Origin of the sequence: Sphingomonas crocodyli, from assembly GCF_004005865.1 — a bacterium.
GTDB classification, from domain to species: domain Bacteria; phylum Pseudomonadota; class Alphaproteobacteria; order Sphingomonadales; family Sphingomonadaceae; genus Rhizorhabdus; species Rhizorhabdus crocodyli.
Map to the genome: position 1 here is coordinate 432,464 of NZ_SACN01000001.1, position 21,955 is coordinate 454,418.

Sequence of the window (21,955 nt, forward strand, 5' to 3'; positions counted from 1 at the left end):
AGAGCCCGCTTGTTCCTTTCGAAATCGCGCACCCTCACGCTAATCGCCTTGCTGGCCTCGACGCCTGCTCTGGCGTTGACCCAGGCGCAGATCGCGCCTACCGCCAAGCTTCCCGATCTCGTCGCGCGTGTCGACATCCCTTATGACAGCTTCACGCTGGCGAACGGGTTGCGCGTGATCGTCCACACCGATCGCAAGGCGCCGATCGTCGCCGTCTCGGTCTGGTATCATGTCGGGTCGAAGGATGAGCCGGCGGGCAAGACGGGCTTCGCGCACCTCTTCGAACATCTGATGTTCAACGGATCGGAAAATTCGCCGGGCGACTTCTTCGAACCGCTTCAGGTGATCGGCGCGACCGACATGAACGGCACGACCAGTTTCGAACGCACCAACTATTTCGAAACGGTTCCGACCGCGGGGCTGGAACGCACCCTGTGGCTCGAAAGCGATCGCATGGGCCATCTGCTCGGCGCGATCGATCAGAAGATACTCGATAACCAGCGCGGCGTCGTCCAGAACGAGAAGCGCGAGGGCGACAACCAGCCTTATGGCATGTCGCGCTATGCGATGATGGAGGGGCTGTTCCCGGAGGGGCATCCCTATCATCACTCGACGATCGGCTCGATGGCCGATCTGGACGCCGCCAGCCTCGACGATGTGAAGGCGTGGTTCCGCGCCAAATATGGGCCGAACAATGCGGTGGTGGTGCTGGCGGGCGATATCGACGCGGCAACCGCAAAGCCGCTGATGGAGAAATATTTCGGCGATATCGCGCGGGGGCCGGATGTGACGCATCCCACGGTCAGTGTGCCGACGCTCAGCGCGCCCAAGACGATCGAGATGACCGATCAGGTCGCGACCACACGGATCATGCGGCTGTGGGCGGTGCCCGGCATCACCGACAAGGATATCGTCCCGCTCGATGTCGCGGCGACCGTGCTGGGCGGGCTCAACGCCTCGCGCCTCGATAATGCGCTGGTGCGGCGGGAGAAGCTGGCGGTCAGCGTCTCGGCGGGCATTCAGGCGATGGAGGATGTCGGCATGCTGATCGTCAGCGCCGATGTCCGCCCCGGCGTCGATCCCGCGACGGTGTCGAAGCGGCTCGACGAACTGATCGCCGATCTGCTCGCCAAGGGGCCGAATGCAGATGAAGTCAGCCGTGTCGCGACGCAGGAAGTGACCGACAAGATCGGCGGGCTCGAGGTTGTCGGGGGTCTGGGTGGCAAGGCGTCGCGCCTGGCCGAGGGCGCGGTCTATGCGAACGATCCGGCGCACTACAAGGCGGAGCTTGCCGCTTATGCCGCCGCCACGCCCGAACAGGTGACGGCCGTCGCGCGCAAGTGGATGCAGCGCCCGCCTCTCACGATCGTGATCAAGCCCGGCCAGCGCGCCGGCTATGAGGAGGCGAAGCCCGCCCCTGCCAAGGCGCCCCCGGTCGCCGCCGCGAAGCCCGCGCAGATGGCCGAGAACAAGAAGCGCATTCCCATGCCGCCGATCGGCAAGGATGCCGACCTGCACTTCCCCAAGGTCGAGCGTGCCACGCTCGCGAACGGGATGAAGCTGCTCTACGCGCATCGCGATACCGTGCCGGTCACGCGCGTCTCCTTCGCCTTCGATGCGGGCAATGCCGCCGATCCCAAGGCGAAGCTGGGCACCCAGTCGCTGATGCTGTCCTTGCTCGATGAGGGGACGACCAGCCTCAATTCGGAAGAGATCGCGATCGCGCAGGAGCGGCTCGGCGCGTCGATCGGCGCGGGCGCGGCGATGGACCGGACCAGCATGTCGCTGACCGCGCTCAGCGCCAATCTCACCCCCGCGCTCGCGCTCTATGCCGATATGCTGCGCAACCCCGCCTTCGCGCCCGAAGAGGTCGATCGCCTGCGCAACCAGCAGCTGACCCGCATCGCATCCGAACTCACCCGGCCGCAGGGCATCGCGACGCGCATCCTGCCGCCGCTGCTGTACGGGCCGGCGCACGGTTATGGCGTGCCGTTCAGCGGCACGGGCGATCCGGCGGTGGTGAAGACGCTGACGCCCGCCGATCTGCGCGCGTTCCATGACGCCTGGCTGCGTCCGGACAAGGGCACCGCCTTCGTCGTGTCCGATCTGCCGCTCGATCGCGTCGTCACCGCGCTCAACGCCGGGCTGGGCGACTGGAAGGGGCAGGGGCCGGCGGGCAGCAAGGCCGATACCGCGCCGGTGCCCGCACCCAAGCCGCGCATCCTGCTGGTCGATCGCCCCGGTTCGCCGCAGACCCTGATCCTCGGCGGGCAGGTGATCGCCGCCAAGGGCACGGACGAGATTTCCACCCTGCTCGCCGCGAACGACGTGCTGGGCGGCGATTTCCTGTCGCGGCTCAATTCGGATCTGCGCGAGACGAAGGGCTGGGCCTACGGCGTCTCGTCGATCGTCAACCGTGTCGATGAACGCATGCCCTTCTTCCTCTATGCGCCGGTCCAGTCCGATCGTTCGGGGGATTCGATTGCCGCGATCCTTGCCGACACGCGCGCCTTCCTGGGGCCGAAGGGTGTGACGCAGGCGGAGCGCGATCGCACGATCGATGGCAAGATCCGCGAACTGCCGGGCAGCTTCGAAACCGGCGCCGACGTGCTGGGCGGCATGCAGCGCAATTTCTACGCCAAGCGCGCGGACGATTATTACGATCACCTCGCCGATCGCTATCGCGCGATGACCGCCGCCGATCTTGACGCCTCGATCCGCGCGCAGATCAAGCCCGACGAACTTCTGTGGGTGGTCGTCGGCGATGCCGCTAAGGTGCGCCCGCAGCTCGATCAGCTCAAACTGCCGGTCGAAGCAACCACACTGCCAGGGGGCGACAAGTGAGCGATCCGATCGAGGGTATCTGGGACTGTGTTACCGTCGCCTCGTTCGGCACGCAGGAATCGGTGTTCACGATCGTGCGTGACGGGGACACTTTCTCGGGCACCAACATCGCCGACGTCGGAGAGCTTGAGGTGCAGGACGGCCGGATTGAGGGCCATCGCCTGACATGGAAGATGCCGACGACCAAGCCGATGAAGATGACCCTCGTCGGCAAGGCGATCGTCAATGATGGCAAGCTGGAGGGCGTCGTGATGCTCGGCGCCTTCGGCAAGGCGACGATGAGCGGCGTGAAGCGGGGCTGACTTAACCCTCTCCCTGCAGGGGAGAGGGAGGGAGCCGCGAAGCGGCGGAAGGGTGAGGGCACGTTGTCCCTCGTACCGCCCCGTCCGTGTCTGCGTGCCCTCACCCACCACGCCTTCGGCGCGGTCCCCCCTCTCCCCTGCAGGGAGAGGGTTTTAGAACACCAGCTTCGTCACATGCCCCATCTTGCGGCCGGGGCGGCCCTGGCCCTTGCCGTAGAGGTGCAGGTGCGCCGCCGGATCGGCGAGGATCGTCGGCCATTCGTCGGCTTGCGCGCCGATCAGGTTGCGCATCTCGACGCGCGGGGCGGCAAGCGCGGTCGATCCCAGCGGCAGGCCGCAGATCGCGCGGATATGGTTTTCGAACTGCGAGGTGACCGCGCCCTCGATCGTCCAATGCCCGCTATTGTGGACGCGCGGCGCCATTTCGTTGAACACCGGGCCCTCGTGCGTGTCGAAAAACTCGATCGCCAGCACCCCGACATAATCGAGCGCCTCGACGATCGCGCGCGCCAGCGCCTCGGCCTGCTTCACCGTATCGGGCGCGATCCCGGCGGGCACGATCGAGAGCGCGAGGATGCCGTCATCATGCCGGTTGAGCACCGGATCCCACATCGCGATCGCGCCATCCTGCCCGCGCGCAATCAGCAGGGAGAATTCGCGATCGAAGCGGACGAAACCTTCCAGCACCGCCGGCTGTTCGCCGATCGTGGCCCAGGCGGCGTCGGCATCGCCTTCGTTCTTGAGCCGTGCCTGTCCCTTGCCGTCATAACCGAAGCGGCGCGTCTTCAGGATCGCCGGCGCGCCGATCTTGGCTAGCGCCGCATCCAGCCTGGCGCGATCGTCGACCACTGCCCAAGGCGCCGGGCGCCCGCCCAGCCCCTCGACGAACGCCTTCTCCGCAGCGCGATCCTGCGCCACCGCCAATGCACGCGGATGCGGCATCGGGTTCAGCGCCTCCAGCGGCGCGACCGGGACGTTCTCGAACTCGTAGGTCAGCACATCGACGCTGGCGGCGAAAGCGGCCACCGCCGCCGCATCGTCATAACCGCCCTGAATCCAGCGCCACGCGACTTCGGCCGCAGGGCCGCTCGCTTCGGGGGCGTAGATCGCGGTCCGATAGCCGAGGTTAGCCGCCGCGATCGCGAGCATCCGCCCAAGCTGGCCGCCGCCGATGACGCCGATGGTCGAGCCGGGGGGAATCGTACGCAAGGTCAGTCGAACGGCTCGACCGCGACGTCGGCGGTCTGCTTGGCGCGCCATGCGTCGAGCCGATCGGCGAGGGCACGGTCGTTGTTGGCGAGGATCGCGGCGGACATCAGGCCCGCATTGATCGCGCCGGCCTTGCCGATCGCCAGCGTGCCGACGGGGATGCCGCCGGGCATCTGCACGATCGACAGCAGGCTATCCATGCCCTTCAGCGCCTTGGATTCCACCGGTACGCCCAGCACGGGCAGCCGCGTCATCGCTGCGGTCATGCCCGGCAGATGCGCCGCGCCGCCCGCACCCGCGACGATCACCTTGATGCCGCGCCCCACCGCCGATTTGGCGTAATCGTAGAGGCGATCGGGCGTGCGGTGTGCCGAGACGACCAGCGTCTCGTGCGGCACGCCCAATGCGTCGAGCGTTTCGGCGGCATGGCGCATCGTTTCCCAATCGGAACGGCTGCCCATGATGATGCCCACCAGCGGCGCGGTCATATCCTCTTCCCCCAAAGCGGACGCTGATCAGCGCTCCGACAGATAATAGCGATCCTTGGCGGTCAGATCGTCGGCAAGATCATAGACGATCGGCTGGCCGGTCGGGATCTCCAGTTCGGTGATCTCGCTGTCGGGAATGTTCGACAGATGCTTCACCAGCGCGCGCAGCGAATTGCCGTGCGCGGAGATGATCACGCGCTTGCCGGCGCGCAGATCGGGTGCGATCCGTTCTTCCCAGTAAGGAAGGACGCGCGCGATCGTGTCCTTCAGGCTTTCGGTGTTCGGGATCGGGATGCCCGCATAGCGGCGATCGGCCGCCAGATCGAACTCGCCGCCCGCTTCCAGCACCGGCGGCGGAATGTCGAAGCTGCGGCGCCACACCTTGACCTGATCGTCGCCATGCTTGGCGGCGGTCTCGGCCTTGTTGAGGCCGGTCAGGCCGCCATAATGCCGCTCGTTCAGGCGCCAGTCCTTTTCGACCGGCAGCCACAGCCGCCCCATCGCCTCCAGCGCGAGGTTCAGCGTCTTGATCGCGCGGGTCTGGAAGCTGGTATAGCATTGATCGAAGTCGAGGCCCTTGGCGGCCATCAGCTCGCCCGCGGCCTTCGCCTCGGCGATGCCCTGCTCGGTCAGGTTGACGTCCCACCATCCCGTGAAGCGGTTTTCGAGGTTCCACGACGATTGGCCGTGGCGGACGAGGACGAGCGTGGGCAATGCGGTCTCCTGCGTTGGGATTCGAAGCCTTGGCGCGGCTCTTAGTCGCGGTCCCGCCTGCATGTCACGCTTGATCGCGTCATATTTCGCAGCGCATGAGACACTGACACAGTTGAAAGGACATCCATGACCATCGTCAGCCAGACCATCGCCTTCGATCAGGGCGGCTTGCGCTTCGAAGCGCAGGCAAGCTGGGACGATGCGATCGGCGGTCCGCGCCCGCTCGTGCTGGTCGCGCCCAGCTTTATGGGCCGCACCCCGTTCGAGGATGACAAGGCGGCGCAGCTCGCCGCGCTCGGCTATGTCGGCTTCTCGGTCGACATCTACGGCGTCGACGTGAAGCCGACCAATGCCGAGGAGGCTTCGGCCGCGATGGCGGTGCTCAACGAGGATCGCGGTCTCCTCAAGGACCGCATGTTCGCCAGCCTGAAGATCGCGCGCGAACTCGAACAGGTCGATGATGCCAAGGCCGCCGCGATCGGCTTCTGCTTCGGCGGCAAATGCGTGCTCGATCTCGCGCGCGGCGGCGCCGAGGTGCTGGGCGTCGCGGCGTTCCACGGCGTCTATGATGCGCCGCCCTTCGCCAATGCGGAGATGACAGCGAAGGTGCTGATGCTCCACGGCTGGGACGATCCGCTCTGCCCACCCGAAGCGGTGCTGGCGCTCGCCACCGAACTGACCGAAGCGAAGGTCGACTGGCAGATCCATGCCTATGGCCACACCGTCCACGCCTTCACCAATCCGAAGCGGCCGGAGATGTACAGCCCGGTCGTCGATGCGCGGTCGTGGCGGCTGATGCAGGACTTCCTCACAGAAATCTTCTGACACCGGTTTCAAAGATGGGGGCTTGCCGGTTGCGTTCGCCGCGATAGCGGCTAAACCGCGCAAGCTCCGGTCGACAACGATAGGACGCCTTCAGGTGGATCAGATTCCTCCCCGCCAACGTAAAGTGCGCGTGCTCGCGACGCTCGGACCCGCCAGCGGGTCGCCCGAGATGATCCGCAAGCTCTTCTTCGCAGGCGCCGACGCCTTCCGCATCAACATGAGCCACGGCGCGCATGAGGATAAGGTTCCGATCATCCAGGCGATCCGCGCTATGGAAAAGGAACTCGGCCGCGCGACGACGATCCTGTTCGATCTGCAGGGCCCGAAGCTGCGCGTCGGCAAGTTCGAAGACGGCAAGGTTCAGCTCGTCACCGGGCAGAAGTTCATCCTCGATCGCGATCCGACGCCGGGCACGCAGAACCGCGTCGAACTGCCGCATCGCGAAATCTTCGAAGCGCTGGAGCCGGGCGCCCGCCTGCTGCTCGACGACGGCAAGCTGGTGCTGCGCGTCATCACCGCACGTCACGATCATGTCGAAACCCGCGTCGAGGTCGGCGGCGCGCTGTCGAACAACAAGGGTCTGAACGTCCCCGACGTGATCGTGCCGATGGCCGCGCTCACCGAAAAGGACCGTCGCGACCTGACCTTCGCGGTGGAGCAGGGCGCCGACTGGATCGCGCTCAGCTTCGTGCAGCGGCCCGAGGACGTCGCCGAGGCGCGGCGCCTGATCGGCGGCAAGGCGGCTTTGCTCGCCAAGATCGAAAAGCCCGCGGCGGTCGAGCGGCTCGAGGAAATCCTCGAACTGGCCGATGCGGTGATGGTCGCGCGCGGCGATCTGGGCGTCGAACTGCCGCCAGAACGCGTGCCCCCGATGCAGAAGCGCATCGTCGAGACCGCGCGCCGGATCGGCCGCCCCGTGGTCGTCGCGACGCAGATGCTCGAATCGATGATCGTGTCGCCCAGCCCCACGCGCGCCGAAGTTTCCGACGTCGCGACCGCCATCTATGACGGCGCCGACGCGGTGATGCTGTCGGCCGAGTCCGCGAGCGGCGCGTGGCCCGAAGAAGCGGTTTCGATGATGAACGCGATCGCGATGTCGGTCGAAAGCGATCCCGGCTATGCCGCGCGCCTCCACTTCACCGATACCCAGCCCGACGCCACCACCGCCGACGCGCTGGCCGAAGCGGCGGCGAAGATTGTCGACACCGTGTCGGCCGCCGCGATCCTGTGCTTCACCTTGTCCGGCTCCACCGCACGCCGCATCTCGCGCGAACGCCCGTCGGTGCCGCTGATGGTGCTGACGCCCAAGCTCGCCACCGCGCGGCGCATGGGCCTGCTCTGGGGCAGCCACGCCGTCCGCACCCGCGATGTCGCGAGCTTTGAAGAGATGGTGGCGAAGGCCAAGCGCATGGCGCTGCGCCACGGCCTCGCCAAGGCGGGCGAGCGCATCGTCCTGGTCGCGGGCGTACCCTTCGGTACGCCGGGCTCGACGAATATGATCCATGTGGTACGCCTGACGGGCAACGAGCTGAAAGACTATAAGGGCTGACGCCCGGCGGAGGGGGAGGGGAGCGCGATGGAGAGAAACCGCATCCGGCAGGCGATGCAGTTCCGGAGCAGCCCCCCACCCCCCGCCGATGACATCGCCGCCACGGTCGCCTGGCTGCGCGATCGCGAGCTGATCAAGGATATCTACAGCCGCTATGCCTATGCGGTGGACGCGATCGACGTCGATCTGCTGCGCACTGTCTTCCACCCCGATTGCGTGATCGTCGGCACGATGGAGGAGGGGGGGCTCGAGGATTACATCCAGGGCCTCGTCGAAAGCCTGCCCGCTTATGAGGCGACGATGCATTTCAAGGGCAACCAATATGTCGAGATGGCGGGCGACACCGCCTTCGTCGAAAGCTGGGTGCTGGGCTATCATCGCGAGGCGGCGGACAGCCCGATCGACAGCCTGCTGCTGGGCCTGCGCTATCAGGACGATCTGATCCGCGTCGGGGACGACTGGCGGATCATCCGCCGCAAGGCCACGCGTCAGTTCCACGAAGGGCCGTTCCCGCGCCCCTATATCGGCGAGCCGCCCTACCCACGCAAAGCGCACGGATCGCGGGGGCGCGACGCATGAGTTTTACCAAGCTGATCGAGGCGGATGCGATCACGCCGGACATGCTGATCGTCGATTGCTCGTTCGACCTTGGCGATCCCGGGGCGGGGCGGCGCGCCTTTGCGCAGGGGCATATCCCCGGCGCGCATTATCTGCACCTCGACGCCGATCTGTCCGGACCGCCTAGCGGGACAAACGGGCGGCATCCGCTGCCCGATCCGGAGGTGTTCGCCGCGACGATGCGGGGGATCGGTCTCCATAACGGACAGCAGGTCATGGCGTATGATGCGCAGGGCGGGCCTTATGCGGCGCGGCTGTGGTGGCTGCTGCGCTGGGCGGGGCATGACAAGGTGGCGGTGCTGAACGGCGGGCTGCAGGCGTGGACCGGGCCGCTGGAGAGCGGGACCGGCGATGCCGCGCCGGGCGATTTCGTGGCGAAGGGGCCGGCGCTGGCGACCGTCGATGCGGACACGGTGCTGGCCAACATCGCGGCGCCAAAGTTCCTCGTCGTCGATGCGCGCACTCCTGAGCGGTGGCGGGGGGAAGCGAATCCGCTGGATCCGGTGGCGGGGCATATTCCGGGATCGGCCAATCGGTTCTTCAAGGACAATCTCCTGCCCGACGGGCGGTTCAAGCCGGCGGAGCAACTCGCCGCGGAATGGGGCGCGGTGCTGGGCGATGCCGCCCCGGCGGACAGCGTGATGCAGTGCGGGTCGGGCGTGACCGCGTGCCACAATCTGCTGGCGATGGAGGTCGCGGACTTGGGCGGAGCGCGGCTCTATCCGGGGTCGTGGAGCGAATGGATCGCCGATCCGGAAAGGCCGGTCGCGCGCGAGATTTAAAACAAGAACGTGGAGAGAGTGATGACTGGGATGGGGAACAGCTTTCCGGCGCGGCCTTTGTTCGTGCTGACGGCGAAGGGCATGGCGCGCGAGACGTTGGCGCATGACGGGCCGATGGGGCGGCGCAGCGTCGCGCGGCCGATCGGCGGCGGGGCGGCGGGGGATCGGCTGACCGCCGATATCGTCCCCGGCCTCGCGACCGAATGGCAGGTGGAGAGCGACAGGCAGCCGGGCCTCGCCTGGGTCGAAGGACTGATCACGCTGCGGACCGCAGGGGGCACCCCGATCCTGATGAAATATATCGGGCGGCGCGCGAAGCGTTATGGCGAGGGCGCGTGGCGGATCGGGGTGGGCTTCGAAGCCGATGCGGGCGGCGAGGACGGCGCGCACGACTGGCTGAACGACGTGGTCGCGGCCGCGACGGTGGAGGTGCGCGGCGACGACCTGGTCTATACCGTCCACGAACTGCTGGGCCGCAAGACCGCGCCGGACGGCGATGCGATCGCGGTCGACCCGGTCTATCACATGGTCGCATCAGGGACGCTGGGCGAGCGGATCAAGATCGAGAGCCAAGTCGCCAAACGCTACCTCTCGATCGCCGAGGCCGGGTGCCGGACGGAGGGGCCGCTCACCGCCGAATGGCCGGTCGGCTTCGCATGGGGCGCGCACCGGATGGGGAAGGGGCCGATGGGCTTCCCCTTCCACATCGACATGAAGGCCGAAATGGTCGCGGACAACGGCGACATGATCGTCCAGCAATATATCGGCACCAACAGCCGCACCCTGCTCGATCCCTCCCCCGATATCGACCGCAGCTGGCGCACCACCGCGATGTTCGAAGCGCCGGTCGACGGGCCGAATGCGTGGCTCAACGAAGTGGTCGCGCTGGGCTTCGGCTGGGTCCAGGGCGAGGAAACGCATTACGAATATTATGCGATGCGGTGAGGTGCGGGGGTAGCGTGCGCCTCTAGCGTGCCCTCACCCACCACCGCTTCGCGGCGGTCCCCCCTCTCCCTGAGCGGGAGAGGGTTTTAGGGCGAAGGCCACAATGGTTGTGGCTTTTGTGGCCTTTGCTTTTTCGGTGGAAAATGAGGGGTTTGGGGTGGGGCTTCTGGCTGACCCCACCCCGGACCCCGCCCAAGATCAAAGGGAGGAGCGGGGTCTTTTCGGATCAGCGGCGGCGCGTCTTCGGCGGGGGCGCGAGGCCGAGCGGGGCGGCATCCTCGGGCCGGGGATCGCCAGCAAGGCCGAACAGGCGGGCGAGGAGGTGGGGCAGCTTGCGGATGCGCGGTTGCAGCACGTCGCGCGCCTCCACCCAGCGCGGATCGCAACCCATCAACCGGCCATAGCCATGCGGATCGTGGCGCTCGAGGAGGAAGCGGGTGAGCCGCTCGTCATATTGGACGCGCTCCCCCACCACTTCGCCCGCATGATAGACCGGGTTAGTGACGCCGTGGATCGCGCGGGCGAAGGCGGCGTCGGTCAGCCGCCGGGTCATCATGCCATAGGCCGCATCCCAGGCTTCGGCGAAGCCGGCCGCATCGGCGCGCCTGCGCAGCCGATACGCCCCCTCCACCCCCATCCCGACAGCCTTCGCGGCCGCCGGCACCGATCCCGTATCGGCCAGCACCTCGATGAACGTGCGCTGCTTGTCGGGCGTCCACCCGTCATGCCGTTCGGACACAGGGACCGGCACGAAATCGGTGAGATCGGCGGGCGGCTCAGCCGGAGCAGATGCATCGACGGCAATGTGCGGATGTATGGTCATGTGAGGATGAATAACCTATTTGGTTCTTAATGTCAAGAACAAATAAGGAACATCATATATGCGCCATTGACGTATATGCCAATGACATATATTTAGGTGATATGACGACCCTGCAGACCGTCGTGGAATTGCCCGAGTTTCTGCGGCGCGCGAAGGCGATCATGTCCGACGAGGATCGGGCGGCTCTGGTCGATATCATCGCGGCCAATCCCGAGGCGGGCGTCTCGCTGGGCGGCGGATTGCGCAAGATCCGCATCGCGCGCGAAGGCGGTGGCAAGAGCGGCGGTTATCGCACGGTCTATGTGTTCGGCGGCACGCATATGCCGATCTTTCTCGTCACGGTGTTCGCCAAGAATGAGAAGGACAATCTGAACCGCGCCGAACAGGCCGAGCTTGTGCTGCTCGGCAAGGCGCTGCTGGCGTATTATGGAGTATGACGATGAGTGGCTTTGACAGCATCAAGCAGGGGCTGACCGAGGCTCTGGCCTTCGCCGAGGGGCGCGAGGCGGGCGCGCAGGTGCGCGAGATCGCGGTGCCCAGTGTCGATGTCGCCGCGATCCGCGCCAGCACCGGCCTGTCGCAAGGCGCGTTCGCCAAGAGCATCGGGGTCGCCAAGGGCACCTTGCTCAACTGGGAACATGGCCGCCGCCGCCCGACCGGTCCTGCTCAGGTGCTGCTGGCGATGATCGCGAAGAAGCCGTCGTTAGTGGGGGAATTGCTGCGGTAAGTGGCGCAATTGATTTCCCTAAATCGATCTCCCTAGTTGCCGGTAACACCGATCTGTATCGAACCATTGTGCTGTCAAGAACAAAAAGGGATCGTCCTCTGCGCTATGATTTGCTAGTTTCGTGTTAGTTACGTTCTAGACAAGCTAGGTGAGGATACCTTGATGGCAACAACTCAACCTCCCTCTAAGGGTACGCAGGCAATATCGGATTTACCGATGCCGCCCGTAGAGGAGGTGCCCTTCCGCCTGATTTCGCGACCAGAGCGAAAGACAGCAAAGTTACTTCAAAATGCCGTAGATCAGCAGGCAGTTAAAAGCCAAAATAAGTTTTTTCATTTCAAATTCGAAGAGAGTCTTTTTATATTTGATATCTATATAATTGTAGAAGGATTTATAGAGAGCTCGGAATTTGAGTATTTCTGGGATGGTGTTGATGGTGTGAGGCACGAGGGCAAGGCATCAGTAAAAGACCAGTCGCTGAATATACCGGTATATGGTGTAGCGAGTTTGGTCGCATTCAAGCCACCAAAGGCCTATTTTACTACCCCTCACATCAAATCTGTTGGAATTTACGGATTTGAATTGAAGATGGCGGGTGATTTCGTTCGATATATCGAGCGAGTGGAAGAAATTAAAGATAATGCAATTGCGAGTATTGATAAGCAAAAGGCCGATTTGGAGGAAAAGCGAAAGTCAGTCGCTGCTTTAGAGGCGCAGCGTGGTGCTCTGACGCAGGATATCACCTTGTTCAAATCAGCAGTTTCGCGAGAACAGGTAAAGGTAAAGAGTCTAGAATCTCAACGCACCGAACTCATAGCGAAATCTGGAGAAATAGAGAGAGCGATATCGGATAGCGAGTCGCGTGTGGAGGAAATGAAATCTTATATTACACGATCCACAAAAATTAGATCAGATCTAGCGATGAGTATTACCAAGAAAGAAAAGGTACTTTCCGAGTTAGAAGCAAATATCGATCTTTTTCCTAGCGAGTTGTCAAGCTTTTCAAAGCAAGGGTCAAAAGATTTTAAAATGTTCGCGCTTCTAAGCGTCATCCCTGTAATTTTGATCGCTGTAATGTTCATATTGCTGGTTCGTGGATCGGCGGATTTGACAACGAAAATTACAGGTTCTGAAGATATAAATTTACTCGCTCTCGCAGTGTCGCGTGCGCCATATGTAGCGATTGCGGGAGCAATTATTGCAGCAAGCTACTACGTGGCTAAGATGCTTATTTTAGAAATGGTCAGAATAAGTCGTCAAAGATTGTCACTGACAAAAATCAGCATTATTGCTAAAGATATATCCCTGTCTATTGATAGTGATATTCTTATGTCTAAAGACGAAAGATATTATAGGCGTCTGAATCTAAAGATGGATATGATGAAAGATCATCTTAAGGAATATCTTTCAACGGACTTCAAGCCATCTCTACCGGAGACAATACTACCTAGCGGAATTGCCAATCTATCTCGCTGGATGCCGAAAGAAGGTCAAAAAGATGGCACTGCAGAGGTGGGCGATTAGCATATCGCCCACAATGTGGTTCTAAACGGGATCCGGTACACCGAACTGACTCAAGTCCGTGAATGTATGCGCCACAAAATAAACGCTCATTCCGCCGCTACCCGATCCCCCAGCCCCAGCAACGGCGCCAGATACCGCCCCGTATAACTGCGCGGCTCCTTCGCCACCGTCTCCGGCGTGCCCTCGGCGACAATCTCGCCGCCGCGGACGCCGCCGTCGGGGCCGAGGTCGAGGATCCAGTCGGCGGTCTTGATGACCTCCAGATTATGCTCGATCACGACCACCGTATTGCCCTGTTCGACGAGGGCGTGGAGGACTTCGAGGAGTTTGCGGACATCCTCGAAATGCAGGCCGGTCGTGGGTTCGTCGAGGATGTAGAGGGTGTTGCCGGTCGCGCGACGCGACAATTCCTTGGCGAGTTTGACGCGCTGGGCCTCGCCGCCCGACAGGGTCGTCGCCTGCTGGCCGACCTTGACGTAGCCGAGGCCGACCTCCGCCAGCATCGCCATCTTGTCGCGGATCGGGGGGACGGCCTTGAAGAACTCGACCGCATCCTCGACCGTCATGTCGAGGACGTCGGCGATCGACTTATCCTTGAACTTCACCTCGAGCGTTTCGCGGTTGTAGCGGGCGCCGTGGCAGACGTCGCATGTCACATAGACGTCGGGCAGGAAGTGCATCTCGATCTTGAGGACGCCATCGCCCTGGCACGCTTCGCAGCGGCCGCCCTTGACGTTGAAAGAAAAACGGCCGGGCTTGTAGCCGCGCGCCTGGCTTTCGGGGAGGCCCGCAAACCAGTCGCGGATCTGGGTGAAGGCGCCGGTATAGGTGGCGGGGTTGGAGCGCGGGGTGCGGCCGATCGGCGACTGATCGATGTCGATCACCTTGTCGCAATGCTGCAGCCCGCTGACCTTTTCATGCGCACCGGCGATGACGCGGGCGCCGTTGAGCTGGCGCGCGGCCGACGCATAGAGCGTGTCGATCGTGAAGCTCGACTTGCCCGACCCGGAAACGCCGGTGATGCAGGTGAAGGTGCCGAGCGGGATGCTGGCCGTCACGTCCTTCAAATTGTTCGCTTTCGCGCCGTGGACGGTGACCTTCTTGCCCGATCCCTTGCGGCGCTTGGCGGGCACCGCGACCGCGCGGCGGCCGGAGAGATAGTCGCCGGTCAGGCTTTCTTCGTTGGCGAGAATGTCGTCGAGGCTGCCTTGCGCGATGATCTGCCCGCCGTGGACGCCCGCGCCCGGCCCCATATCGACGATATGATCGGCGGTGCGGATCGCATCCTCATCATGCTCCACCACGATCACGGTGTTGCCGAGATCGCGCAGGCGACGGAGGGTGACGAGGAGGCGATCATTGTCGCGCTGGTGCAGGCCGATCGACGGCTCATCGAGGACGTAGAGGACGCCCGACAGGCCGCTGCCGATCTGCGAGGCGAGGCGGATGCGCTGGCTCTCGCCGCCGCTCAGCGTGCCCGAGGTGCGATCGAGGTTGAGATAATCGAGCCCGACATTGTCGAGGAAGCCGAGCCGCTCGACGATCTCCTTCAGGATCGGGGTGGCGATCTGGGTCTGCTGCTCGTTCAGCTTGTCGGGCATCGCGCGGAAGAAGGCGAGCGCGGGGCCGACCGCGCGGCGGGTGGACATGCTGATGTCCTCGCCGGCGATCTTGACCGCCAGCGCCTCGGGCTTGAGGCGGGCGCCGTGGCACACCTCGCACGGGGCCGCGCTCTGATATTTGGACAATTCCTCGCGCATCCATGCGCTTTCGGTGGCGATCATGCGGCGATCGAGATTGCCGATGACGCCTTCGAACGGCTTCATCACGTCATAGGATTTGCGGCCGTCGACGAAGGTGAGCTTGATCGCGCGGCCCTTGGTGCCGTGGAGGATCGCGTCGCGCGCCTCGGCGGTCAGCTCGTTCCACGGGGTTTCGAGCTTGAAGTCGTAGGCGCGCGCCAGGCTGCCCAGCACCTGCATGTAATAAGGTGACGGCGGGTTGGACTTGGCCCAGGGGACGACCGCGCCCTGCTTGATCGACAGCGCCTCATTGGGGACGACGAGGCCGGGATCGAAATAGAGTTTCTCGCCCAGGCCGTCGCAGGCGGGGCAGGCGCCCTGCGGCGCGTTGAACGAGAAGAGGCGCGGCTCGATCTCGCTGATCGTGAAGCCCGAGACGGGGCAGGCGAACTTTTCGGAGAAGGTGAGCCGTTCCGAAATGCCATCGGGGAGGGCGAGCGCCTTGATGCCCTTCTTGGTATCTGCGGTCGGCTCGCGATCGCCGAGGATGTCGGCGTATGCGAGGCCCTCCGCCAGACGGAGTGCGGTTTCGAACGACTGGGCGAGGCGGGTTTCGAGATCGGGGCGGACGACGAGGCGATCGACCACGACCTCGATGTCATGCTTGTACTTCTTGTCGAGCGCGGGGGCGCTTTCGATCTCGTGAAACTCGCCGTCGATGCGGACGCGCGTGAAGCCCGCGCGCTGCCATTCGGCCAGCTCCTTCTTATATTCGCCCTTGCGGCCGCGCACGACGGGGGCGATCAGCAGGAAGCGCGTGCCTTCGGGCAGCTGCATGACGCGATCGACCATCTGGCTGACCGTCTGCGCGCTGATCGGTTCGCCCGTGACCGGCGAATAGGGGATGCCGACGCGCGCCCACAGCAGGCGCATATAATCGTAGATTTCGGTGACCGTGGCGACCGTGGAGCGCGGGTTGCGGCTGGTCGTCTTCTGCTCGATCGAGATGGCGGGGCTCAGGCCCTCGATATGCTCGACGTTGGGCTTCTGCATCAGTTCGAGGAACTGACGCGCGTAAGCGGAGAGCGATTCGACGTAGCGGCGCTGCCCCTCGGCATAGATGGTGTCGAAGGCGAGGCTGGACTTGCCCGAGCCGGACAGGCCCGTGATGACGATCAGCTTGTCGCGAGGCAGATCGACGTCGACGCCCTTGAGGTTGTGCTCGCGCGCGCCGCGCACGCTGATTGTCGTGAGTGCCATGCGGGTGTTCTATCTCTGTTCTGATCGGGATGCCAGAGCAGAGATAGGGTGCGGCGCAGAGAGTTGCGAGTCTAGAGGCTCATCCAGCGCGCAATGGCCGCATCGATCACGGTGGCACCGGCGACGAGGCCGATATTGACCCAGATCATTGCGACCCGCGGTTTGATCCGCGCGAGGAGGATGAGCGCGGCGAGGTCCATCACGTCGCCCACCACGCGCGCCCACACGCCGGCGGGATCGGTGGGGAAGGCGAGGATGTACGCGCCGGTCGCGATCTCGCGCAGGCCGAACAGGCGGATGACCGTCTCATAACCTTGCGCGGCGATCGTCCCCGCGAGGAAGCGCGCGCCGAAGACCTCGACGAGCCCGAGCGCGATCGAGAAGATGCCGAGCGCAAGGCCGACCGTTGCGACGTCCATGATGCCCCTCCTGTCTGTCGTTGCGCTGGTGTATAGCAGGCGGGGAGCGAGGTGGGGACATGCTGAAAGACAAGACGGCCTTGCCGGTGCGCAAGGCGAAGGGCGAGGCGATCGGCGCGAGCGCGGCGGGCGCTGGCGCGCTCGGGGCCGCGGCGATTGGTTCGCTGATGCTGGGTGCGGTGGCGTTCGGCGCGGTCGCCATCGGCGCCTTCGCGATCGGCCGCCTCTCGGTAAAGCGCGCGCGGATCGGCACGCTCAGGATCGACAAGCTGGAGATCGGCGAGGTGGAGCGGATCGGGCGCGATCCAAAGCCTCGATAACGGACTGAATCATCGATCCGATCCGGACACGGATTTGCTGGCCAAGTTCAGGTGCATTTCTTCTCCTTTCCACACCGGTGGTGGGGAGGGAGCTTGCTCCAGTTTGGACTATGTTCGACGCCCGTTCACGATTTGATCGAGTAAGCCTGCCGGCAAGAAGGTCGGGCAGGAGTAAAGCGGCGTTGAGTAAGCTCTATTATGGAGATCGCCGACGGGCAGCCAGTCGGACGCGCAGATCGAGGCGTTCGAAGATACGTGGCACTGGAACGACAAGGCCGAGGACGCCTTCGATCAGGTCTCACAAAGCGGAAACACGAAGGCGTTCGACCTGCTGAACGCCATGCGCGCCTTCCTCGGCGAAAACGACATGATGGCCTATCTGGCGATGATGGCGGTGCGGCTTATCGAACTGCATCGTGTGCTGAAGCCGACGGGGAGTCTCTATCTCCACTGCGATCCGACCGCGAGCCACTATCTCAAGCTGCTGCTGGACGGGGTTTTCGGCGCGGATCGGTTCGTGAACGAGATCGTGTGGAAACGTTCGGACGCCAAGGGTGATGCTGGGCAAGGCGCCAAACATTTCGGGCGCACGAACGATATCATCCTGCTCTATACGAAAACGGAAGAGCGCTATTGGCGACCGCAATACGGCCCGCTGGACGAGGGTTATGTCGAGCGCTTCTATCGTTACACCGACGAAAATGGCCGCCGCTACAAGTTGGATAACATGCTTGGGCCGGGCGGAGCGGCCAAGGGCAATCCCTATTATGAGGTGATGGGCGTATCACGGCATTGGCGTTATTCGCGCAAGCGGATGGATGAGTTGATCGCGGCGGGGCGGGTAATCCAGACAAATCCCGGCACAGTCCCAATGTATAAGCGCTATCTGGACGAGTCCAAGGGAACGCCGCTCACAACGAATTGGACGGACATCCAGCTTCTGCGTGGGTGGTCTGGTGAAAAGCTACCTTATCCGACCCAGAAGCCTGTCGCGCTGCTCGAGCGGATTATCACAGCCTCCTGCCCAGAAGACGGTCTCGTGCTGGACCCCTTCTGTGGCTGTGGCACGGCAGTCCACGCGGCGCAGAAACTTGGTCGCCGCTGGATCGGGATCGATGTCACGCATCTGGCGATCAGCCTGATCGAAAAGCGGATGCGGGATGCATTTCCCGGCGTGCAGCTTGCGGTGGAGGGGGCGCCGAAAGACCTCGCCTCGGCCGAGGATCTCGCAGCGCGGGATAAATATCAGTTTCAGTGGTGGGCGGTGTCGATGGTCGATGCGATGCCGTTCGGGGGCAAGAAGAAGGGGGCCGATGGCGGGATTGACGGGATCATCTATTTCAAGCCCGACGGGCGGCGGACCGAGAAGGCTTTGGTGTCGATCAAGGGCGGCCAGAATGTCGGTGTCCAGATGATCCGCGAGCTGCATTCGGCGATGGAGCGGGAGAAGGCGCCGCTGGGCGTGTTCGTGACCAAGACATCGCCGTCGAGCGTGATGGAAAAGGAGGCGGCGGCGGTCGGCCGTTTCCATTCGGAGGCGACGGGCAAGAGCTATGCACGGCTGCAGATCCTGACGCTGGCCGAATTGTTTCAGGGCAAGCGACCCGACATTCCCTATGTCGATCCGACCGTCGCGTTCAAACGCGCCGCACGTGAAAGTACAGCGCAGCAGCCGACATTGCTCTGATCCTCACCCCCGCCACCGGAGCGCCTCCACCAGCAGCGCAAAGGCTGGGGTCAGCTGGCGGCGGCTGGGGTAGTAGAGGTGGTAGCCGCTGAACGGCGGGCTCCAGTCTTCGAGCATGCGGATCAGGGTGCCGCTCGCGAGGTCGGGGGCCATGTGGTCCTCGGGGAGGTAGGCGATGCCGAAGCCGGCGCGGGCGGCGGTGAGGATTTGTTCTTCGTGGTTGAAGGTGAGTTGCCCGGCGACGCGGACGCGGAATTCGCGGCCCGCCTGGCCGAATTCCCACGCATAGAGGCCACCCGCGGTGCGCAGGCGCAGGTTGATGCAATTGTGATCGGACAGCTCGTAGGGCGTGCGCGGCCTGCTGTGGCGGGCGATGTAAGCGGGGGAGGCGACCGCGGCCATGCTGACATCGGGGCCGATCCGCACCGCGATCATATCCTTTGCCACCTGATCGCCGAAGCGCACCCCCGCATCGAAGCGATCGGCGACGATATCGACCAGGCCGATATCGGCGCTGATTTCGACATGGACGTCGGGATAATCGGGCAGGAATCGTTCGAGGACGGGCCACAGGATCGTGCGCGCGGGGCCGGGCGAGGCGGTGATGCGAATCGTGCCCGATGGCTTGCGCGCCAGCTCGGTCAGGTTGGCGAGTTCGCCGGCGATATCGGCGAACGCGGGGCGCAGCGTGGCGATCAGCCGTTCGCCAGCCTGCGTAGGCATCACGCTGCGCGTCGTGCGGGTGAGCAGGCGGACGTCGAGACGCGCCTCCAGCCGGCGGATCGTGTGGCTGAGCGAGGATTGCGACGTGCCGAGCCGCGCGGCCGCGCGGGTGAAGCTGCGTTCCTCGGCCACCGTGAGGAAGGCGTTGAGATCGACGAGGTCGTCGCGGCGCAATTGATGAATCTCCGATATGACTTTATGCGCTTTATAGCGTCTAATCGATAGGCCGGGCAGCACCTATCTTTTCGCATGTGCAACAGATCATGCGGAGGGACGTCATGCAGACACGCACATTGGCCAAGCGGACTCTGGGTAAGAGCGGCCTTGAGGTTTCGGCGATCGGCCTCGGCTGTATGGGGCTGAGCTTCGGCTATGGCACCCCGACATCGAAGGACGATGCGATCGCGCTGATCCGTGGCGCCTACGAACGCGGCATCACCTTCTTTGACACGGCCGAAGCCTATGGCCCCAACGTCAATGAAGAGGTGTTGGGCGCGGCGGTGGCGCCGTTCCGCGATCAGGTGGTGATCGCGACCAAGTTCGGCTTTCGCGGCGGCAGCCCGGCGAACGGACCGGACAGCCGGCCGGACACTATCCGCGCGGTGACGGAGGCGTCCTTGAAGAGGTTGGGCACCGACCGGATCGAATTGCTCTACCAGCATCGGGTCGACCCCGCCGTGCCGATCGAGGATGTTGCGGGCACCGTCGCCGATCTGATCCGCGAGGGGAAGGTGCAGCATTTCGGCCTGTCCGAAGCCGGCGTCTCGACGATCCGCCGCGCACATGCGGTGCAGCCGGTGGCGGCGTTGCAGAGCGAATATTCGTTGTGGTGGCGTGAGCCCGAACAGGCGATCCTGCCGGTGCTGGAGGAACTGGGCATCGGCTTCGTGCCGTTCAGCCCGCTGGGCAAAGGCTATCTGACCGGCACGATCGGCGCGGGCGACAGCTTTGGCGCGGACGATTTCCGGAACAATGTGCCGCGCCTGTCGGCCGATGCGCGCGCCGCGAACCAGGCGCTGATCGACCGGCTCGGCCCGGTCGCGGCCGACAAGGGGGCGACCCCGGCGCAGATCGCGATCGCGTGGCTGATCGCCCAAAAACCGTGGATCGTGCCGATTCCCGGCACGACCAAGCTCCACCGCCTCGACGAGAATATCGGTGCCCTGTCGCTGACGCTCTCGACCGGCGATCTCGCCACGATCGGCGACGCGCTCGCCGCGATCGCAGTGCAGGGCGATCGTTATCCGCCCGCGATGCAGGCGATGATCGACCGCTGATCCTTACCCCGTGTTCTTTCCTTTCAGCCCTTCCAACCAAGGATAATCCATGACCGTCAAAGCCCTGGGCGCGGCCGCCGCCGACAAGCCCGTTCTGCCCATCGAGATCACCCGCCGCGCGCCCGGCCCGAAGGACGTGCAGATCGAAATCGCCTTTTGCGGCGTGTGCCATTCGGATCTGCACACCGTGCGCAACGAGTGGGGCGGCACGCTGTACCCCAGCGTGCCGGGCCACGAGATCGTCGGCACGGTGAGCGCCGTCGGCGATGCGGTGACCAAATATAAGGTGGGCGACACGGTGGGCGTCGGCTGCCTTGTCGACAGCTGCCGTCATTGCGACGCGTGCCACGACGATCTCGAAAATTATTGCGAGAATGGCTGGACCGGCACTTATAATGGCGCGACCGCCGATGCGCCGGGCCATACAATGGGCGGCTATTCGCAGCGCATCGTGGTGGACGAGCATTTCGTGCTGGCGATCAAGCATGACAAGGCGCAGCTCGCTGCGGTCGCGCCTTTGCTGTGCGCGGGCATCACCACCTATTCGCCGCTGCGCCACTGGAATGTCGGGCCGGGCAAGAAGGTGGGTATCGTCGGCATCGGCGGCCTCGGCCATATGGGCGTGAAGATCGCGCATGCGCTGGGCGCGCATGTCGTCGCTTTCACCACGTCGGACGGCAAGCGGCAGGCCGCGCTGGATCTGGGCGCGGACGAGGTGATCGTGTCGCGCAACGAAGACGAGATGGCGGCGCACCGCTCCAGCTTCGATTTCATCCTGAACACCGTGGCGGCGGGGCATGATCTCGACGCGTTCATGGTGCTGCTCAAGCAGGGCGGGACGATGTGCCTGGTGGGCGTGCCCGAACATCCGCACAAGAATCCGGACATCGGCAATCTCGTCTTCTGGCGCCGGTCGCTCGCCGGTTCGCTGATCGGCGGCATCGCCGAGACGCAGGAGATGCTCGATTTCTGCGCCGAGCACGGGATCGTTTCGGACATCGAGATGATCAAGGCGGCGGAGATCGAGGATGCCTATGCGCGCATGCTCAAGGGCGACGTGCGCTATCGCTTCGTGATCGACAACGCGACGCTTTGAGCTGTGACAATCCTCTCCCGGAGGGAGAGGGGGACCACCTGCAAGGTGGTGGAGAGGTATTGGCCGGCAGCGAAGGTTGTC

General features: G+C 64.0%; 21 protein-coding genes. 14 read left to right on the forward strand and 7 right to left on the reverse strand.

Features of this window, described 5'->3' with window-relative positions:
- The first annotated feature begins 9 nt into the window (after nt 1-9).
- Together EOD43_RS02160 and EOD43_RS02165 are read left to right on the forward strand one after the other, a co-directional pair.
- Nucleotides 10-2,844: a M16 family metallopeptidase gene (locus tag EOD43_RS02160; RefSeq protein WP_127740658.1), complete on the forward strand. Its 2,835-nt coding sequence runs from the start codon at nt 10-12 to the stop codon at nt 2,842-2,844.
- Nucleotides 2,841-3,146, forward strand: a complete 306-nt coding sequence (locus EOD43_RS02165) for a hypothetical protein (RefSeq protein WP_127740660.1) — start codon at nt 2,841-2,843, stop codon at nt 3,144-3,146. Before EOD43_RS02160 ends, EOD43_RS02165 begins: the two co-directional genes overlap by 4 nt.
- 153 nt (nt 3,147-3,299) lie before the next feature.
- Here EOD43_RS02165 and EOD43_RS02170 read toward each other — a convergent pair whose 3' ends face one another.
- The 3 genes from EOD43_RS02170 to gpmA are packed head-to-tail and all read right to left on the reverse strand — an operon-like array spanning nt 3,300 to nt 5,557.
- A complete protein-coding gene (locus tag EOD43_RS02170; protein WP_127740662.1) occupies nt 3,300-4,355 on the reverse strand; it encodes a 5-(carboxyamino)imidazole ribonucleotide synthase in 1,056 nt (351 codons plus the stop codon).
- A 2-nt stretch (nt 4,356-4,357) separates the two neighbouring features.
- The gene (gene purE / locus EOD43_RS02175) at nt 4,358-4,843 is read right to left on the reverse strand and encodes a 5-(carboxyamino)imidazole ribonucleotide mutase (protein ID WP_127740664.1); all 486 of its coding nucleotides are present in this window, start codon (nt 4,841-4,843) and stop codon (nt 4,358-4,360) included.
- Nucleotides 4,844-4,870: 27 nt separating this feature from the next.
- Nucleotides 4,871-5,557: a 2,3-diphosphoglycerate-dependent phosphoglycerate mutase gene (gene gpmA, locus EOD43_RS02180; protein WP_127740666.1), complete on the reverse strand. Its 687-nt coding sequence runs from the start codon at nt 5,555-5,557 to the stop codon at nt 4,871-4,873.
- 126 nt (nt 5,558-5,683) lie between these two features.
- Between gpmA and EOD43_RS02185 the strand changes: the two genes are divergently transcribed.
- The 5 genes from EOD43_RS02185 to EOD43_RS02205 all read left to right on the forward strand — a co-directional run bounded on the left by EOD43_RS02185 (nt 5,684) and on the right by EOD43_RS02205 (nt 10,276).
- A complete protein-coding gene (locus EOD43_RS02185) occupies nt 5,684-6,382 on the forward strand; it encodes a dienelactone hydrolase family protein (RefSeq protein WP_127740668.1) in 699 nt (232 codons plus the stop codon).
- Between the two features lie 94 nt (nt 6,383-6,476).
- Entirely contained in the window at nt 6,477-7,931 is a 1,455-nt protein-coding gene (gene pyk / locus EOD43_RS02190) for a pyruvate kinase (RefSeq protein ID WP_127740670.1), read from the forward strand.
- 27 nt (nt 7,932-7,958) lie between these two features.
- Entirely contained in the window at nt 7,959-8,510 is a 552-nt protein-coding gene (locus tag EOD43_RS02195) for a nuclear transport factor 2 family protein (RefSeq protein WP_127740672.1), read from the forward strand.
- Nucleotides 8,507-9,331 carry a sulfurtransferase gene (locus EOD43_RS02200; protein WP_127740674.1) on the forward strand — a complete coding sequence of 275 codons (825 nt, stop codon included), beginning with the start codon at nt 8,507-8,509 and terminating at the stop codon, nt 9,329-9,331. Before EOD43_RS02195 ends, EOD43_RS02200 begins: the two co-directional genes overlap by 4 nt.
- Nucleotides 9,332-9,352: 21 nt before the next feature.
- A complete protein-coding gene (locus EOD43_RS02205) occupies nt 9,353-10,276 on the forward strand; it encodes a DUF3237 domain-containing protein (RefSeq protein WP_127740676.1) in 924 nt (307 codons plus the stop codon).
- A 226-nt stretch (nt 10,277-10,502) separates the two neighbouring features.
- Here the strand turns inward: EOD43_RS02205 and EOD43_RS02210 are convergent, their stop codons facing one another.
- Nucleotides 10,503-11,099 (reverse strand): hypothetical protein, encoded by a 597-nt coding sequence (locus tag EOD43_RS02210; RefSeq protein WP_127740678.1) that lies wholly within the window; start codon nt 11,097-11,099, stop codon nt 10,503-10,505.
- 101 nt (nt 11,100-11,200) lie between these two features.
- Between EOD43_RS02210 and EOD43_RS02215 the strand changes: the two genes are divergently transcribed.
- The 3 genes from EOD43_RS02215 (at nt 11,201) to EOD43_RS02225 (ending at nt 13,350) form a co-directional block, all read left to right on the forward strand.
- A complete protein-coding gene (locus tag EOD43_RS02215; RefSeq protein ID WP_127740680.1) occupies nt 11,201-11,536 on the forward strand; it encodes a type II toxin-antitoxin system RelE/ParE family toxin in 336 nt (111 codons plus the stop codon).
- A gap of 2 nt (nt 11,537-11,538) precedes the next feature.
- Nucleotides 11,539-11,826: a helix-turn-helix domain-containing protein gene (locus tag EOD43_RS02220; RefSeq protein ID WP_127740682.1), complete on the forward strand. Its 288-nt coding sequence runs from the start codon at nt 11,539-11,541 to the stop codon at nt 11,824-11,826.
- Nucleotides 11,827-11,988: 162 nt separating this feature from the next.
- Entirely contained in the window at nt 11,989-13,350 is a 1,362-nt protein-coding gene (locus tag EOD43_RS02225; RefSeq protein ID WP_127740684.1) for a hypothetical protein, read from the forward strand.
- 86 nt (nt 13,351-13,436) lie between these two features.
- Here the strand turns inward: EOD43_RS02225 and uvrA are convergent, their stop codons facing one another.
- Nucleotides 13,437-16,352 (reverse strand): excinuclease ABC subunit UvrA, encoded by a 2,916-nt coding sequence (gene uvrA, locus EOD43_RS02230; protein ID WP_127740686.1) that lies wholly within the window; start codon nt 16,350-16,352, stop codon nt 13,437-13,439.
- 71 nt (nt 16,353-16,423) lie between these two features.
- Nucleotides 16,424-16,771: a hypothetical protein gene (locus EOD43_RS02235; protein ID WP_127740688.1), complete on the reverse strand. Its 348-nt coding sequence runs from the start codon at nt 16,769-16,771 to the stop codon at nt 16,424-16,426.
- A 59-nt stretch (nt 16,772-16,830) separates the two neighbouring features.
- Here EOD43_RS02235 and EOD43_RS02240 point away from each other — a divergent pair, with 59 nt between their 5' ends.
- A complete protein-coding gene (locus EOD43_RS02240; protein WP_127740690.1) occupies nt 16,831-17,091 on the forward strand; it encodes a hypothetical protein in 261 nt (86 codons plus the stop codon).
- A 340-nt stretch (nt 17,092-17,431) separates the two neighbouring features.
- A complete protein-coding gene (locus EOD43_RS02245) occupies nt 17,432-18,778 on the forward strand; it encodes a DNA methyltransferase (protein WP_240653048.1) in 1,347 nt (448 codons plus the stop codon).
- Nucleotides 18,779-18,781: 3 nt separating this feature from the next.
- On the opposite strand, the gene EOD43_RS02250 is transcribed toward EOD43_RS02245, so the two are convergent.
- Complete coding sequence (locus EOD43_RS02250; RefSeq protein ID WP_127740694.1) at nt 18,782-19,675, reverse strand: LysR family transcriptional regulator; 894 nt, start codon at nt 19,673-19,675, stop codon at nt 18,782-18,784.
- A 119-nt stretch (nt 19,676-19,794) separates the two neighbouring features.
- On the opposite strand from EOD43_RS02250, the gene EOD43_RS02255 reads away from it, so the two are divergent.
- Nucleotides 19,795-20,778 carry an aldo/keto reductase gene (locus tag EOD43_RS02255; protein WP_127744581.1) on the forward strand — a complete coding sequence of 328 codons (984 nt, stop codon included), beginning with the start codon at nt 19,795-19,797 and terminating at the stop codon, nt 20,776-20,778.
- Nucleotides 20,779-20,827: 49 nt separating this feature from the next.
- Nucleotides 20,828-21,874 carry an NAD(P)-dependent alcohol dehydrogenase gene (locus tag EOD43_RS02260; protein WP_127740696.1) on the forward strand — a complete coding sequence of 349 codons (1,047 nt, stop codon included), beginning with the start codon at nt 20,828-20,830 and terminating at the stop codon, nt 21,872-21,874.
- Nucleotides 21,875-21,955 lie beyond the last annotated feature (81 nt).

Coding starts and splice junctions, on each gene's coding strand:
- purE (WP_127740664.1), bottom strand. CDS start 4,843: ATGACCGCGCCGCTGGTGGGCATCATCATGGGCAGCCGTTCCGATTGG.
- EOD43_RS02185 (WP_127740668.1), top strand. CDS start 5,684: ATGACCATCGTCAGCCAGACCATCGCCTTCGATCAGGGCGGCTTGCGC.
- EOD43_RS02195 (WP_127740672.1), top strand. CDS start 7,959: ATGGAGAGAAACCGCATCCGGCAGGCGATGCAGTTCCGGAGCAGCCCC.
- EOD43_RS02200 (WP_127740674.1), top strand. CDS start 8,507: ATGAGTTTTACCAAGCTGATCGAGGCGGATGCGATCACGCCGGACATG.
- EOD43_RS02205 (WP_127740676.1), top strand. CDS start 9,353: ATGACTGGGATGGGGAACAGCTTTCCGGCGCGGCCTTTGTTCGTGCTG.
- EOD43_RS02210 (WP_127740678.1), bottom strand. CDS start 11,099: ATGACCATACATCCGCACATTGCCGTCGATGCATCTGCTCCGGCTGAG.
- EOD43_RS02215 (WP_127740680.1), top strand. CDS start 11,201: ATGACGACCCTGCAGACCGTCGTGGAATTGCCCGAGTTTCTGCGGCGC.
- EOD43_RS02220 (WP_127740682.1), top strand. CDS start 11,539: ATGAGTGGCTTTGACAGCATCAAGCAGGGGCTGACCGAGGCTCTGGCC.
- EOD43_RS02225 (WP_127740684.1), top strand. CDS start 11,989: ATGGCAACAACTCAACCTCCCTCTAAGGGTACGCAGGCAATATCGGAT.
- uvrA (WP_127740686.1), bottom strand. CDS start 16,352: ATGGCACTCACGACAATCAGCGTGCGCGGCGCGCGCGAGCACAACCTC.
- EOD43_RS02235 (WP_127740688.1), bottom strand. CDS start 16,771: ATGGACGTCGCAACGGTCGGCCTTGCGCTCGGCATCTTCTCGATCGCG.
- EOD43_RS02240 (WP_127740690.1), top strand. CDS start 16,831: ATGCTGAAAGACAAGACGGCCTTGCCGGTGCGCAAGGCGAAGGGCGAG.
- EOD43_RS02245 (WP_240653048.1), top strand. CDS start 17,432: ATGCGCGCCTTCCTCGGCGAAAACGACATGATGGCCTATCTGGCGATG.
- EOD43_RS02260 (WP_127740696.1), top strand. CDS start 20,828: ATGACCGTCAAAGCCCTGGGCGCGGCCGCCGCCGACAAGCCCGTTCTG.